The organism is Labrys sp. KB_33_2 (assembly GCF_052114505.1).
GTDB lineage: Bacteria > Pseudomonadota > Alphaproteobacteria > Rhizobiales > Labraceae > Labrys.
The window spans coordinates 193,804-207,191 of sequence record NZ_JBFREW010000015.1 but is presented as its reverse complement, the minus strand read 5'-3'; the positions used below and the strand labels follow the sequence as shown (position 1 = coordinate 207,191).

13 protein-coding genes and 1 pseudogene are annotated in these 13,388 nt (G+C 62.7%); 4 read left to right on the top strand and 10 right to left on the bottom strand.

Annotated elements, in window-relative coordinates:
• Positions 1 to 505 (top strand): annotated as a pseudogene (locus AB4037_RS25560) (IS5 family transposase); the annotation flags it as partial.
• A 386-nt stretch (positions 506 to 891) separates the two neighbouring features.
• Here the strand turns inward: AB4037_RS25560 and AB4037_RS25555 are convergent.
• The 9 genes from AB4037_RS25555 to AB4037_RS25515 form a co-directional block, all read right to left on the bottom strand.
• On the bottom strand, positions 892 to 1,896 hold the full coding sequence (locus tag AB4037_RS25555) for a hypothetical protein (protein WP_441773410.1): 1,005 nt from the start codon (positions 1,894 to 1,896) through the stop codon (positions 892 to 894).
• Between the two features lie 74 nt (positions 1,897 to 1,970).
• Positions 1,971 to 2,633 (bottom strand): transposase, encoded by a 663-nt coding sequence (locus AB4037_RS25550; RefSeq protein WP_441773409.1) that lies wholly within the window; start codon positions 2,631 to 2,633, stop codon positions 1,971 to 1,973.
• A gap of 292 nt (positions 2,634 to 2,925) precedes the next feature.
• Positions 2,926 to 3,294, bottom strand: a complete 369-nt coding sequence (locus tag AB4037_RS25545; protein WP_441773414.1) for a DUF6911 family protein — start codon at positions 3,292 to 3,294, stop codon at positions 2,926 to 2,928.
• Positions 3,295 to 3,342: 48 nt separating this feature from the next.
• On the bottom strand, positions 3,343 to 3,666 hold the full coding sequence (locus AB4037_RS25540) for a cytidine deaminase-like fold-containing protein (RefSeq protein WP_441773413.1): 324 nt from the start codon (positions 3,664 to 3,666) through the stop codon (positions 3,343 to 3,345).
• 140 nt (positions 3,667 to 3,806) lie between these two features.
• The gene (locus AB4037_RS25535) at positions 3,807 to 4,220 is read right to left on the bottom strand and encodes a DUF6911 family protein (protein ID WP_156771791.1); all 414 of its coding nucleotides are present in this window, start codon (positions 4,218 to 4,220) and stop codon (positions 3,807 to 3,809) included.
• Positions 4,217 to 8,314 (bottom strand): cytidine deaminase-like fold-containing protein, encoded by a 4,098-nt coding sequence (locus AB4037_RS25530; protein ID WP_441773408.1) that lies wholly within the window; start codon positions 8,312 to 8,314, stop codon positions 4,217 to 4,219. The genes AB4037_RS25535 and AB4037_RS25530 overlap by 4 nt, the downstream gene beginning before the upstream one ends.
• A 424-nt stretch (positions 8,315 to 8,738) precedes the next feature.
• The gene (locus AB4037_RS25525) at positions 8,739 to 9,245 is read right to left on the bottom strand and encodes a hypothetical protein (protein WP_434959387.1); all 507 of its coding nucleotides are present in this window, start codon (positions 9,243 to 9,245) and stop codon (positions 8,739 to 8,741) included.
• A 128-nt stretch (positions 9,246 to 9,373) separates the two neighbouring features.
• The gene (locus AB4037_RS25520) at positions 9,374 to 9,778 is read right to left on the bottom strand and encodes a hypothetical protein (RefSeq protein WP_441773407.1); all 405 of its coding nucleotides are present in this window, start codon (positions 9,776 to 9,778) and stop codon (positions 9,374 to 9,376) included.
• A gap of 53 nt (positions 9,779 to 9,831) precedes the next feature.
• Positions 9,832 to 9,999 carry a hypothetical protein gene (locus AB4037_RS25515; RefSeq protein ID WP_434959389.1) on the bottom strand — a complete coding sequence of 56 codons (168 nt, stop codon included), beginning with the start codon at positions 9,997 to 9,999 and terminating at the stop codon, positions 9,832 to 9,834.
• A gap of 291 nt (positions 10,000 to 10,290) precedes the next feature.
• Here AB4037_RS25515 and AB4037_RS25510 point away from each other — a divergent pair, with 291 nt between their 5' ends.
• The gene (locus AB4037_RS25510) at positions 10,291 to 11,034 is read left to right on the top strand and encodes an XRE family transcriptional regulator (RefSeq protein WP_434959390.1); all 744 of its coding nucleotides are present in this window, start codon (positions 10,291 to 10,293) and stop codon (positions 11,032 to 11,034) included.
• A 92-nt stretch (positions 11,035 to 11,126) separates the two neighbouring features.
• The gene (locus AB4037_RS25505; protein ID WP_441773406.1) at positions 11,127 to 11,459 is read left to right on the top strand and encodes a hypothetical protein; all 333 of its coding nucleotides are present in this window, start codon (positions 11,127 to 11,129) and stop codon (positions 11,457 to 11,459) included.
• Between the two features lie 33 nt (positions 11,460 to 11,492).
• Here the strand turns inward: AB4037_RS25505 and AB4037_RS25500 are convergent, their stop codons facing one another.
• Positions 11,493 to 12,134, bottom strand: a complete 642-nt coding sequence (locus AB4037_RS25500) for a YceH family protein (RefSeq protein WP_434959392.1) — start codon at positions 12,132 to 12,134, stop codon at positions 11,493 to 11,495.
• A gap of 185 nt (positions 12,135 to 12,319) precedes the next feature.
• Between AB4037_RS25500 and gmd the strand changes: the two genes are divergently transcribed.
• Positions 12,320 to 13,378, top strand: a complete 1,059-nt coding sequence (gene gmd / locus AB4037_RS25495) for a GDP-mannose 4,6-dehydratase (protein ID WP_441773412.1) — start codon at positions 12,320 to 12,322, stop codon at positions 13,376 to 13,378.
• Positions 13,379 to 13,388: the final 10 nt, after the last annotated feature.

The following is a 13,388-nucleotide window of genomic DNA, read 5'->3' as shown; positions in this document are numbered from 1 at the left end:
GGCCGAAGCCCGAGCGGATCATGATCGACGCGACGCACCTGAAAGCCCATCGCACGGCGGCGAGCCTGCTCAAAAAGGGGCTGTTCCCCGCCGTATCGGGCGCACCAAAGGCGGGTTGAACTCCAAGCTCCACACCGTCTGCGACGGCGAGGGCCGTCCGATCGTCATGCTGCTCTCGGAAGGCCAGATGAGCGATCACAAGGGCGCACGCCTCGTGCTCGGCGCACTCCCGCCCGCCAAAGACCTCATCGCCGATCGCGGCTACGACAGCGCCGCATTCCGCCAGGCGCTGGTCGCCAAAGGCATCGAACCGTGTATCCCATCGAGCCGAAGCCGGAAAATCCCTTACCCTTACGACAAGGCGCTCTATCGCCAGCGACACAAGGTCGAGAACCTCTTCGCTAAACTCAAGGACTGGCGGCGCATCGCAACCCGCTACGACCGATGCGCTCACACCTTCTTCTCGGCCATTTGCATCGCCGCCGCCGTCATCTTCTGGCTCTGATCAACGAGTCCTGAGCCTAGGGCCTGCCGTCTGTTAAGCCCCGCCTTGCGAGCGGCATAGTAGTCGCCGGGATCGAAAGGCTGATTCGGGCCCGAGGCAGGAAGCGGCTCGACGAGAGGCTCGGGGCCGTTTTCGCCGTCCTCTCCGCTGGCGGGTGAGTTCAAGTCCGGAGGCTGCGCGGGGGCGGGGAATATGCCGAAGGTACCGAGAGGGGAAGTTCGCCGTTGCTCCGGTGGGGGCTTTCCAATTCCGGCAAGGTTTGGATCGCCCTCGGGGAGGAACCAGCGCGTTTCCCAGCTGGCCTGTTGTCCTTCCTGTCCTTCCGGAGTCGGCCTGGCCTCGCCCGCTTGTTGGACCACCCGCATGGTGCGGGCAATGGTGTAGGCTTAGGCCGGATTGCCGCTGGACGTGTACAGGCTGTCATAGACTTCCTGGTCATAGGGGGCGGCGGCTGTCTGGGGAGGGTGAGGTATCGGGCCTGGCTGCCCGCCATCGAGGGACGGCCACACATCTGGTTCGCCGGACGTCGGCGTCCGGCGCGCCATGACGATGCGCGCTGGCTCACCTGGTTTGGCGCCCGGCGAGAGGATGAAGTCGAAGCCGCCGGTGGAGACCAGCTCATAGTCCAGGGGATGGCTAGCGGTCCGGCGCAGCGCATCGCTTGCCGCGATGTTGAACAGTTGGAGCCGGTTCGCCTGGATTTCATTGCGTTGGTCGACTGTCCTGTCGGCCCACTTATCCGCTCCGGCAAGCAGGATCTGCGTTGCCTCGGGCGGGACTCTCAAACCGCCAAAGGCCGGTAGCACGTAGGTTTTGGGAATAATCGTGTCAGGATAGGGTTCGGAAACATCCCTGGCCTCGTTCATCGCCAGGAGGAGCGCTCCGGCGATGGCTGCGCTGCTGCCGGCAGCCATCTTTGCAAAAGCGCCGGCCTGCATGCGGAATGCGGAGGCTGCTGCCCCCCGTGGTGAGCGCTCGATGACTGGATGCAATGTAGGCTTGGGTTCTAGCGTTTCCGGTGTGCCGATGATGCGCGGCCTGGTGGGTGCCTCGGGAGCACCAACAATCGCTTTGCCGTCATTGTTGACTGTTGCGCCGGGGGATGCAGGTATTGCTGGGCCGGTATTGATGTTGGCCAGCTTGCCCGGCCCCTGGGGGGGCTCGAAGGGCGGTTTGGCGGGTGTGGTGGTGGCGGGCTTTGGCGTATACCCTCCGCCATTGTCGTTGGCCGAGCCACCGCCCGGAGAAGCATCGGTGAGGGTCTTTGGCAGGATCTGCGCATAGAGCGTGGGGCCAGGCAGGCGGATGTCCTGGTCTGCCAGGGCGCGGGCATTGGCGAGGTCGCCGCCATTGAGCGCCAGATTGCGCCGGACCAGCCGGTCGTAGAGCATGGCGGTGAGGGGATCGAGGCCGCCGAATTACGGTGACAGTGCATTCTATTGCCGATCCAGTCGATCAACACCAACTACCCTTCCTTGGGCTTAGCTCCGCGCTTTCCCGGCCTCACCTCGCGGCCGGTTAATATCGCGATGCGATCGATGAAGGCGTCGTCGCCAAGCGGGCGCCCGACGGTCTCCGCCCGGCGAATGCGATTGAACATCGCCTCGTCCGTTTCATCATCGAGCAGATCTGAAAAATTGACGATAGGCTGGCGGAGCGGCGTGAGGCTGGTAATGCCGTCTTCTAGCCCGAAGAGACGGGCCCGTGTGCTGGCCCAGGGCCAATCCTGAGCCCGCTCCACCAGACCGGCCCGCACCGGATTGAGGCTGACATAGCGCACCGCATACAGCAGATGCGCCTCATCCATCGCAACCGCGCCATAGCGTCCCTGCCAAAAATGCCCCGTGCGTTTCTCACGCGCCTGGACATGGCCGGCATAGCGCCGATGGGTTGGCGCCAAGGCCCGCCGCAGGCCATCCGGATCGGACGGCACGAGAATGATGTGCACGTGATTGGGCATCAAACACCAGGCCCACACCTCGACGCCGGCGGCCTGGCAATGGTCCGCAAGGTAGTCGCGGTAGAAGGCGTAATCCTCTGCGCCAAAGAAAGTGCGCTGCCGCCCATTGCCTCGCTGGGTGACATGATAGGGCAGACCGGGAACCACGATGTGTGCAAGCCGAGCCATCAAGGCACGATGCGACCGCACTTAGGAGTTGTCATAGAGTGCACTGTCACCGTAATTCCGTAGGCGGCGGTGAAACGGGCTTCGTCCGGCAGGGCGTCGTCATAGCGGCCGACGCTGGTCAGCGCCGTCTCGGCGTCACGGAGTATGGAGTCGAGCCTGCCCCGGGCGAGACCTGATCTCGCAGGAGGACGGCGTCGCTGATCAGGTGGCCATAGTCTCCTCTTAAAATATACAAGCGCGCTAACAGCTGTGCTCATAAATATATATTCAAGATAAAGTGTAATTATAAGTATTAATTGTTTTGTTTTTGAACAATACGTGGCGATATGACGTTTCTGGTTTCAAAAAATTGCTTGAATACATCATAAATTAATTCATAGTCAGTGAAGATTGTGCGGGAATCCCAGGCGTAACCCTGCATTTCATATTTGCTATATGCAGTATTTGAATCGAAACACACTCGCCGAACGTCTTCATCGTTTTCTTTGTCGTTAAAAACGATGAAGTAATGGTCATTTTGAGCATGAACGCTTAGAGATTTGTAATCTTCTTCCTCGTCACTCTCGTAAGTAAGATTAACTGAGCCATCCGCATGTCGTAGCGTTTCAAGCCTTGCTAGGATTAGATCCCAATCGCAGTTGGATTGCCCCCCCTCCCTCAGGACGGGGGACGTCGCGAATAAACCAGCTAATAAAAAAGTTGTTTTTGTTCATTGTGCAATCCCTCTCACTCGTCTGATCGCTTTCATACCGCTTCGCCAATATTTGGTATGACCTGTTGCCGTTTCGTAGATCACAATCCCCTCAAGTCCGGCTGCGGTAGCAGCGCGAGCGATATCTTTCTCGCAATATCCGCAGACGTCGCGACCGTTGACCATCATGTAGAGATATTCGCCCTTGGTCCGACCCGCATCCGCGAATTTTTGAATTTTGACGACCTCTGCAAGGGCGTTTGCCATCTTCTCATTTGCTGGAGGCTGTTTATCTGCCTCACGGATGCGTTCAACGTCCTCCCGAATTGCCGCGGCGGCCAGTTGCGCGCTTTCATCGGACTACGCGGAAATTTACATTATGCTATGTTCACGCCGTCTCTGTAGGGCTTGAGCGTGCCGCCAGGTGTGCTCGCAATAGCAACGGCAACGACCAAACATCAGCACCGTAAACACGCCGCGTTTCAATAGGGTGCGATACGCGGTGAGCTTATCTTTTCAGTTTCAAAGAATTGTTTAAATACATCGTATACTAAATCATAATCAGTAAAAATTATGCGAGAATCCCAATCAGAACCTTGCATCTCGTATTTACTATACGGAGAGGCTGGATCAAATGAGGCACGTCGAAAATGTTTTCCGTCTCTTTTGTCATTAAAAACGATAAAATAATGATCGTTCTGAGCGTGTACGCTTAAGGATTTGTCATCGTCTTCGTTGCCGTTGTCAAATTCAAGTGCTACGGATCCATCTTCATGTTGAAGCTCCTGTAATTTTCTTATTATGAAATCCCAATCGCAATTGGACTTGCCACCGCCACCTTCAGGGCGTGGAATGTCGCGAATGAACCAACTTATGTGAAAGTTATTTTTTTTCATGGGTTAACATCTCCGATGCGTTTGATACTACCCATCCCATAATGCCAATATTTAGTGTTGCCTGTCGCGGTTTCATAGATAACCAACCCTTCCAGTTCTGCCGCCGTAGCTGCACGAGCGATATCGACCATACACCAGCCACAAACATCGCGGCCATTGACGACCATATGAAGGAACCGCCCTTTGGTTTGACCAGCATCAGCGAACTTCTGAATGAGGGCGACTTCACCGTGGGCGTCCGCCATCTTCTCATTAGGTGACGTTTCGTTGCCGGCGTCATGTATCCGCTGGGTATCAGTTCGGATTGCATTGGCCGCGAGGGTGTCCTGATTGGGGTCATTATAATCGAATCGAGATTTCTGATTCATACTGAATTTAACGGTATTTCCGACAATGCCGGCTGTAGTAACCTCTGGGTGCGTTGGTTGTTTTCCAGTTGCGATCTGCTGCCGGCGTGTTTCGACAGTCCAATCGGCATAGCCTTGGATGATTGCGCCTCGGAGAAGACGATACCAGGGTGTTTTGTCCGTGACTGGCTTGGGGACCTGCCCTTTTTCTGGCCGGTCGGTGGCGGTCGGCACTGCTCCACCCTGGGTTTCTCTCGCGATCAACTCCTTCAAGTCAGTCTTGGCAGCCTCAAGCGCGGCCGAGGCGCTAAGTCCAGCATTTCGATGGGCAGTATAGTCCGCCATATCGATGTGGTCGTCGGGATTAAGAGGGGGCGGAGGGTAGCTTTGGCCTTTTCGCTCCTTGTTAGCCATGGTCGAAGTGGGCGATCCGTCAGGATTCCTATCACGCGCCGTTGAACGATAGGTATCCTTGGCAACCTTCAGCGCTGCCCTGGGACTTCCCGTAAGCATGTACATGCTGTCGTATTTGGCTTCATCATAGGGATCGTCCGGATCTTGAGGAGGACGAGATGGCGGAGGCGGTGCAGGCGGAAGCGAAGAATCGCCCTTGGTGGTGTTGGCTCCGCTTCCCCTGCTGCGATAGCTGACTATCGCTGCATTCAGCGCCTGTTGCCTGGTCATTCCCGCCTTACGGGCGGCATAGTACTCGCCGGGATCGAAAGGCTGATCGGGGCTCGATGATGGAAGAGGTTCGACGAGAGGTTCAGGGCCGTTTTCGCCGTCATCGCCGCCTGCGGGTGAGTTCAGGTCCGGAGGCTGCGCGGTGGCAGGGAATATGCCGAAGGTACCGAGAGGGGAGGCCCGCCGTTGTTCCGGATGGGGCATTCCAATCCCGGCGAGAGCCGGATCTTCCTCGGGGAGGAACCAGCGCGTTTCCCAGCCGGCCTGTTGTCCTTCCTGTCCTTCCGGAGTCGGCCTGGCCTCGCCCGCTTGTTGGACCACCCGCATGGTGCGGGCAATGGTGTAGGCATAGGCCGGATTGCGGCTGGACGTGTACAGGCTGTCGTAGACTTGCTGATCATAGGGCGTTGCGGCGGTCTGGAGAGGGCGAGGTATCGGGCCTGGCTGCCCGCCGTCGAGGGACGGCCACACATCCGGTTCGCCGGACGTCGGCGTCCAGCGTGCCATGACGATGCGCGCCGGCTCGCCCGGCTTGGCGCCTGGCGAGAGGATGAAGTCGAAGCCGCCGGTGGAGACCAGTTCATAGTCCAGGGGATGGCCGGCGGTCCGGTGCAAGGCATCGCTTGCGGCGTTGTTGAACTGTTGAAGCCGGTTCGCCTGGATTTCTCTGCGCTGGTCCTCTGTCTTGCCGGCCCACTCGTTCGCGCTGGGGAGCAGGATCTGCGTCGCCTCGGGGGAGACCCTCAGGCCGCCGCTGCTCGGCAAGACATAGGTTTTGGGAATGATTGTGCCCGGATGGGGCTCGGAGACGTCCCTGGCCTCGTTCAGGGCCAGCAGGAGCGCTCCTGCGACGGCGGCGCTGCCTCCGGCGGCCATCTTTGCAAAAGCGCCGGCCTGCATGCGGAATGCGGAAGCTGTTGCTCCCTGCGGCGGACGGGCCAGGTCCGCCTGCGATGCTGGTTTGGGTTCAGGCGTTCCAGGCGTGCCGATGATGCCCGGTTTGACCGGCGCTTCGGGGGTATCAACAACCGCCTTGCCGGCATTGCCGACAGTGGCGCCGGGCGATGTGGGTATTGCAGGCGCGGTGTTGACATTGGCTGGCTTGCCCGGTCCCTGGGGGATCTCGAAGGGGGGCTTGGTAGGCGTGGCGGTGGCAGGCCCCTGTATGCGGGCGCCGCCATTGTCGTTGGCCGAACCACCGTCCGGGGAAGCATCGGTGAGGGTCTTTGATAGGATCTGCGCATAGAGCGTGGGGCCGGGCAGGCGGATGTCCTGGCCTGCCAGGGTGCGGGCATTGGCGAGGTCGCCGCCATTGAGCGCCAGATTGCGCCGGACCAGTCGGTCGTAGAGCATGGCGGTGAGGGGATCGATGTCACCGGGGCCGGCCGCCTGCAGCCGGGTGACCTCGCCCGTCATCGCGGGGGCGAGGTCGATGGCGGTATCGGCGTGAGCGGGATGCCAGGCGGGATTGGTGCCGCTGGTATCCGCGCCGCCGCTGCGCAGGGCCGGCGGGCTTGTCGGCGCCGCCGATGCGGCCGGGTCGGTCGGCCAGCCGGGCTTGGTGCCGGAGGACGGCTGAGGGGCCTGGCCATCGAAAGCGGTGGCTGGATCCCCGAAGGCAGCGGCGAGCAGGCGGGTGGCCCTGTCGTCCTCGCCCCTGCCATAGGCGGCGAGCGCCGGCGCGGCGAGGCGCGGCAGGCCAAGCTGCATGGCCTGGGCAAACAAGCCGGCCTGCCGGGCGGGATCGTCGGGTGCGGTGATCAGGGCGCGGAAGGGAGCGATGCGTTCGGAGAGCGGCCTGGCGACGTCGCCGAAGCGCATCAGCGCCTTGTCGATCATCGCCTTGGGCAGCACGGCGCGGCCCTGTGCCGGCAGGCCCAGCCCGTCCATGGCGGCATTGGTGGCTGCCAGGGCCGCCTTCAGCCTGTCGGGCGAACTCTCCGCCTCGGTCCAGAGCTTGTCGAGAGCGGGATAGACGGCCCTGACATAAGCGTTGGGGTTCTTGTTGCGCGCCGCCAGGTTGAGGGCGACAGCCTGTGCCGCGCGGGCATGGCGCTCTCGATCCTGTACGGAATCGGGGCCGTTGCCGGTAAACTCAGACGCCTTGGGGGCGAAACGGGCGAGCCAGGCCGTCTGCTCGGCCGGCGTCATCGTCTTGATGGCGTCGACATCGGCGCCGAGCTTGACGATGCGCTGGAATTCGGCGTGGCGGCGCGGGCCGTCCTCGCGGCCATAGGCGGCGGTGAAACGGGCCTCGTCCGGCAGGGCGCCGTCATGGCGGCCGATGCTGGTCAGCGCCGTCCCGGCATCGCGCAGCGTCGGTTCGAGCGTGCCGCGGGCCAGAGCCTGGTCCTGGTCGCGGCGGAGGAAGGCATCGCCGATCAGCCGGTCGTGCTCCGCCTTGGGGATTGCGGCGAAGGCCGGGTCGCCGGCAGCACCGCCAGCGGCGTCATCCTGGCCGAGAGCGCGGGCACCGCCCTCCGGATCATCCGCGAAGCGAGTGCGCCAGGCCGCGATGGCAAAGCCGCGCTCGGCATCCTGGCGGCGCTGGGCCTTCTGGGCCGGCGTCTGCCCGGAGCTGTCGACCAGGCCGAAATAGGCTTTCCGGGCTGTCGCCAGCAGCGAGGGATCGCGGGCCACGTCCTGCTCATGGGCGGCAAAGGCGTTGTCGAGTTCCCCGGCCTCGTAGCGCGAGCGCCCCTGCCGCTCGATCGCCGCCGCCTGGCCGAGCAGGGCCTCGCGATCAGCAGCCAATCTCGCGGCAAAGGCGGGGCGATTGGCCGGCGAAACCGCCGCCAGCAGCGCGCTGTCGCCCTTCTGCGTGCTCTGCATGATGTTGGCGGCGAAGCCGGTGGCGCCGGGCGGCATGGCGCGCGCGGCCTCGTCGAGCTCGGCCTGGCGTTGCTGGAGGCGCTGGTTGAACCGCTCCTCGTCGTCGAAGGCGTTCTGGCTGGTGACCCTGGCCTGGTAGGCGGCGGCCTCGGCAGGGACCTGGCTGGGGCTAGCGACGGGGAATTGCAGGCCCTGGCCACTCTCGGCGTCATAGTCTGGAAAACGGGGCATGGGGGTCCATAGGGCAAAAAAAATCCCCCGCCGGAGGCGGGGGGAATGTTCAAGGATGAGGGATGGGGGGCTTACAGCTGCGCCCCCCGGAACCATCGCATGCGCCGGAAGCGGAATGGGTCTCGCGACAGGCTCGCATGTCGCCGTGATCGGCGTGCCGGGAGGGGGCCGTCAGCCTCCGGCGGGGCCGCGGGTCAGTCGGTCACAGTGTTGCGGGATTGGGCGCGTCGGCTTCGGCGCAGCGGGATGTCGCGTGGTGTGGCGCTCTGCCGTTGTGCGGAGACAAGCGAGACACCAATTTTTGTCATGCCCGGCAATGACAAAGGCAGCCGCGAAGGCGTGCGCAGGGCACAAAAAAGCGCCCGAACCTTTCGGTCGGGCGCTTTTTCTCAGGGTCTTAATTTGCCATATCGGCTGGGCGGCGTCAACCCCATAGTCGGCAAAGAATATTCAATCCGCAGCGCAGATCGCCGAGGTCGACGTGCTGGTCCTGCAGGATGCAGGTCTTGAGAGCCCTGAGATAGCGTTTGCCGTCGGGGGCGTCGTTGAGAGCGGTGAACATGTCCTCGTAGCGCCGGCGCGCCTTGGCGATCGCTTCGGCATCGCCAGCCTCCTCGCCGTGGCTGCCACTACCCAGCATCAGCATGTCGAGCGAGCGTGGGTTGGGTGAGGCAAAGCCCATGACCTTGGCGTAGCGGATGACGGCGACGCCGAAGCGGCAGCCCGCCTCATATTGCCGGGCATTGATTTCCTGCTGCAGGCTGAGGCGCCCGAACACAGAGCCGGCGAGCTGGCTGCGCGCGTCCCCGGGCCGGACGCCCATGCGAATACGGTTCCTTGTGGCCGTGGCGGTGATTTCGGCGACGCTCTCGCGCTGGAGCCGGCCCGAAGGTTCGCGTTGGCGGATCTTCAAGAAAGGAGAGGGGCGCATTTCGGGCGACCTCCTGGCTAGGGGAGAAAGGAAAAGGGTGCAGATAGCGGTGCAAGCCAGGCGCTCTGGAGTGGAATTACCGAGCCGGCTTATGATTGGGCGGGGCACTTTGAACCCGTTTCCAGTTTTTAGTGTTCGAGCTGACCGGCACACATCTCGGCGGGCGAACCGATGGGAGAGAAGTCGAGGAAGCGCCAGCTATCGAGAGGCAGCGCCGTCTCCGGCCGCAGGGCGTAGCTTTCCCAGCGCTTGTCGAAGCCGTGTTCGCGCCGGATATCGTTGAGATGCTGCAGCGTGGCCCGGCGAAGCGCTTGCGCCTGGCGATCCTGCTCGCCCGTTTCCTCGCTTTCGTCGCCTTCGACCTGGTTTGGGGATGGGCCGAGCTGGGCCAGGAGAGCTGTTACGGCGCGATGGCTGCGGCCGAGGGCCCGGGCGATCTGGCGCAGATTGGCACCCTTGGCGCGCAGGGCGCGCGCGGTTTCGAGCTGGTCCGCCGCACGATAGTGCCGGGGCTTGCTGTTCGGCATCGCCATGTCGGTCTCCGATGAAAGGGGCTGCGAGGAAAAGGGGCTGAAAAGGGGAGCGCTCATCGCAGCCAGGCGGTGACGAGGCTGACGATTGCTGCGAGGAAGGCGCCGGAGAGGGCACACAAAGCGAGGCCGAGGAGGCGGGTGCCGCCGTCGTGGCTGGGGCCGGGCAATCCGTCCCCTGCGACGTCGTGGCGGGCGAAGCCCGGGTCGTCCGGCTGCTGCATGAGGCTGCCTCCTTCTTCCTGTCGTCAGGCCGTCGGGCGTCACGGTGCCGCGCACTGCCTCCGGACTTCCGGAGGTGGCGCGGCGCGCGCAAAATGCTTGCCTGGTTTGTTTTTCCGCACGGCCTGGCGGGAGACATCGGCTCCCGATGCGAAGGGCTCGGGGGCGATTGGTCCGGGAGGGAACGTGCAATGGCTATAACCCTAATGTACCCATTATGGGTTCATTAAGCAAGGGGAATGTTCCCAAAAATAATTCTAGCCAAGGTTTGGTTTCTAAGGCATTGTACCCGTATGGGGAACAATCTCAAAACCTTGCGCAACGCCAAGGGCCTGTCGCAGCAAGCGCTGGCCCAGGCAATGGGTACAACCAGGTCCCAGCTCGTGAAGCTGGAGCGGGGCGAGCGGCGCCTGTCGGACATATGGATCGTGCGGGCCGCCGCGGCGCTGAAGGTCGATCCCGGCGACCTGATGTCGAACCGCCTGCATCTCGCCTCCTTCGATCCCGACGAGCACCAGCCCGACGGCTTCTTCGAACCGGAGGCGCCCGAAGCACTGGACCCCGATGCGCCGCCGCGCATTCCCAGCAATGGCATCGTCGAGGTGGACGCCCGCGCCGGCATGGGCGGAGGCGGGCAGGTGGCGCATGCCTATTACCGCGACGGCGACAAGTTCGAGACGCGCGATGCCGTCAAGCCCGATGCCTGGGTGTTCCCGCCCTGGTTCCTACGCGGCATCGGTGCCAAGCCCGGGGAACTTCTGATCATCGAGGCCAAGGGCGATTCCATGCGCCCAACCATCGCGCCGGGAACGCCGCTGATCATCGATACCCGCCATCGCATTCCCTCGCCCGATGGAATCTATGCCATCCGCGATCGCTGGGGCGACATCCAGGCCAAGCGTATCGAAACTTCCAAGATCCTCGGCGACAACGCCATTCGGGTGATCAGCGACAATGGCGGCCACGTCCAGATCGCCCGCAGCGAGGACGAGCTGCAGATCGTCGGCAAGGTCGTCGCCGGCTGGCATTTTTTCTGATTTGGTCCCATTATGGGTTGACAAAATGTACCCGTATTGGGAACATTTCTCCTATGCACTGCGGGTCTTGCCCGTGATGGGAGTTGTCAGCCATGTCCGACTATACCCTGGCCTTCGAGGAGCTTCATCTCGTCCGGATCGGCGGCCTGCTGGCCGGACCTCTCGATGGCGCCGCTCACATCGGCTTCGGCCTTTCCCGCACCGCGATGCGTTTCGACAGCCTGAAGCTCAATGTCTGGAACCGCCAGGAGCGCAAGGCCTCTTTCGTCACACTGAGAGAGGACGATCCCTGGTTTGACGAAATCTGCAACGCCCTCATCGTCGATGCCGTTTATGGCGCATTGATCGCCGAGTCCGTGGAAGGGTACTGGCGGCAAAAGCCCAGCGCCTATGATCGCGCCCGTGATCGCCGGGAGGCGGCGTGATGCGCGCCTTCCCCTTGATCCATCCCCTCCCGTTCAGGCGCCCACCGCGTCGAGCCTGGCCTTGAGGTCGGCAACCTGCTCTTCCAGCATGCGCACGCGCTCTTCGAGTTCGGTCAGGGCCGAAGAGGATGGCGCGGCGGCGCGAGGGGCTGGGCTGGCGATCATGGAGACCTCGACATCGCCCGAAAGCAGATGGGCGAAGCGGTCTTCGCGCTGGCCGGGCGCACGACCGATCTCCTTGACCAGAGGCGGGCGGGCGCTGGCGAGCAGATCGAGCTCCTGTTTGAGGTCGTCGACCGAGCCGAAGCTCGCCATGCGGTCGGTTCGGCTCTGCAACTCGTTCAGGGTCTGCGGCCCGCGCAGCAGCATCACCGCCAGCAGGGCCGATTGCTGCTTGGTCAGGTTGAAGCGCTGGCCGGCGAGATGTTCATAGCGCTCCACGCGTGAGCCGAAGGCGCGGCGCACCAGTCCCTGCTGTTCCAGCGTTGCGAGCGTGTGGCCGATCTCCCCCGCCTCCAGGGCCATGACCGGCTCGCGCGACGTCTTCTGGTTGGCCGCGGCCTGCAGCGCGTTCAGCGTCAGCGGATAGGCATCCGGCGTCAGCAGCTGCTTTTCGATCAGGCAGCCGAAGATGCGGGCTGCCATGGCGTTGAGAAAGGGCGGTTCCTGGGACATGCAAAAAGCAGCCTGTTTGCGCGAAGGTTGTTCAGCTTCGAGTGCTACCCGCTTGCCGGCCATAACTCAACTGGGCGGCAACCATTCCTGCCCTCGCGGCTTGCGGGGGAAAGCGCTCTGATCCATACCGGATGTGTGAAATGGCTGCCTCTGCGACGGGTGCAAGGCCGGCAGGGGAGGGCGGCATGAACGGCAAGACGGCACTCATCACGGGCATGACGGGCCAGGACGGCTATTACCTCGCCAGGCTGCTGCTGACGAAGGGTTATCAGGTGCACGGCATCAAGAGGCCGTCCTCCTCCTTCAACACAGCGCGGCTCGACGCGATCTACCAGGACCCACATGTCGAGGGGCGCCGCCTGCATATCCATTATGCCGACATGCAGGATGGGCAGAGCCTCATCCGTGTCGTCGATGCCGTTGAGCCTGACGAGATCTACAATCTGGCGGCGCAGAGCCATGTGCGCGTCAGCTTCGACATGCCCGAATATACCGCCGACATCGATGCCGTCGGGGCGCTGCGCCTGCTGCAGGCCATCCGCACCCTCAAGCTGGAAAAGCATTGCCGCTTCTACCAGGCTTCCACTTCCGAACTCTATGGCGGCCAGAGCGACCAGCCGCAGGACGAAAGCTCGCCGTTCAATCCGCGCAGCCCCTATGCCATCGCCAAGCTCTATGCCCATTGGACCACGGTGAACCACCGCGAGGCCTATGGCATGCACGCCTCGAATGGCATCCTGTTCAACCATGAAAGCCCGCAGCGCGGCGAGACTTTCGTCAGTCGCAAGATCACCCGGGCGGTGGCGGCGATCGAGGCAGGCCGGCAGGACAGGCTCTATCTCGGCAATCTCGAAGCCCGGCGCGACTGGGGCCATGCCCGCGACTATGTGGAGGGCATGTGGCGCATGCTGCAGCAGGATCAGCCCGATGATTATGTGCTGGCAACGGGCTGCGCCCATTCGGTGCGCGCTTTCGTCGAACTGGCCTTTGCCCATGTCGGCCGTTCGCTCGATTGGGTCGGCGAGGGGGCGGAGAAGAGGGGGCTCGACCGTGCCAGCGGGCGCGAACTCGTCGCCATCGATCCGCGCTATTTCCGGCCCACCGAAGTCGATTGCCTCATCGGCAATGCAGCCAAGGCACAGAGCGTACTTGGGTGGCAACATTATACCACTTTCGAGGGGCTTGTGGCCGAGATGATGGCTGCCGATCTCGAAGCTGCGCGCGGCAATAATGTGGCGGGATGAAGGCGGAGAT

Coding starts and splice junctions, on each gene's coding strand:
- AB4037_RS25550 (WP_441773409.1), bottom strand. CDS start 2,633: ATGGCTCGGCTTGCACACATCGTGGTTCCCGGTCTGCCCTATCATGTC.
- AB4037_RS25530 (WP_441773408.1), bottom strand. CDS start 8,314: ATGCCCCGTTTTCCAGACTATGACGCCGAGAGTGGCCAGGGCCTGCAA.
- gmd (WP_441773412.1), top strand. CDS start 12,320: ATGAACGGCAAGACGGCACTCATCACGGGCATGACGGGCCAGGACGGC.
- AB4037_RS25505 (WP_441773406.1), top strand. CDS start 11,127: ATGTCCGACTATACCCTGGCCTTCGAGGAGCTTCATCTCGTCCGGATC.
- AB4037_RS25525 (WP_434959387.1), bottom strand. CDS start 9,245: ATGCGCCCCTCTCCTTTCTTGAAGATCCGCCAACGCGAACCTTCGGGC.
- AB4037_RS25500 (WP_434959392.1), bottom strand. CDS start 12,134: ATGTCCCAGGAACCGCCCTTTCTCAACGCCATGGCAGCCCGCATCTTC.
- AB4037_RS25515 (WP_434959389.1), bottom strand. CDS start 9,999: ATGCAGCAGCCGGACGACCCGGGCTTCGCCCGCCACGACGTCGCAGGG.
- AB4037_RS25555 (WP_441773410.1), bottom strand. CDS start 1,896: ATGCTCTACGACCGGCTGGTCCGGCGCAATCTGGCGCTCAATGGCGGC.
- AB4037_RS25535 (WP_156771791.1), bottom strand. CDS start 4,220: ATGAAAAAAAATAACTTTCACATAAGTTGGTTCATTCGCGACATTCCA.
- AB4037_RS25520 (WP_441773407.1), bottom strand. CDS start 9,778: ATGGCGATGCCGAACAGCAAGCCCCGGCACTATCGTGCGGCGGACCAG.
- AB4037_RS25510 (WP_434959390.1), top strand. CDS start 10,291: ATGGGGAACAATCTCAAAACCTTGCGCAACGCCAAGGGCCTGTCGCAG.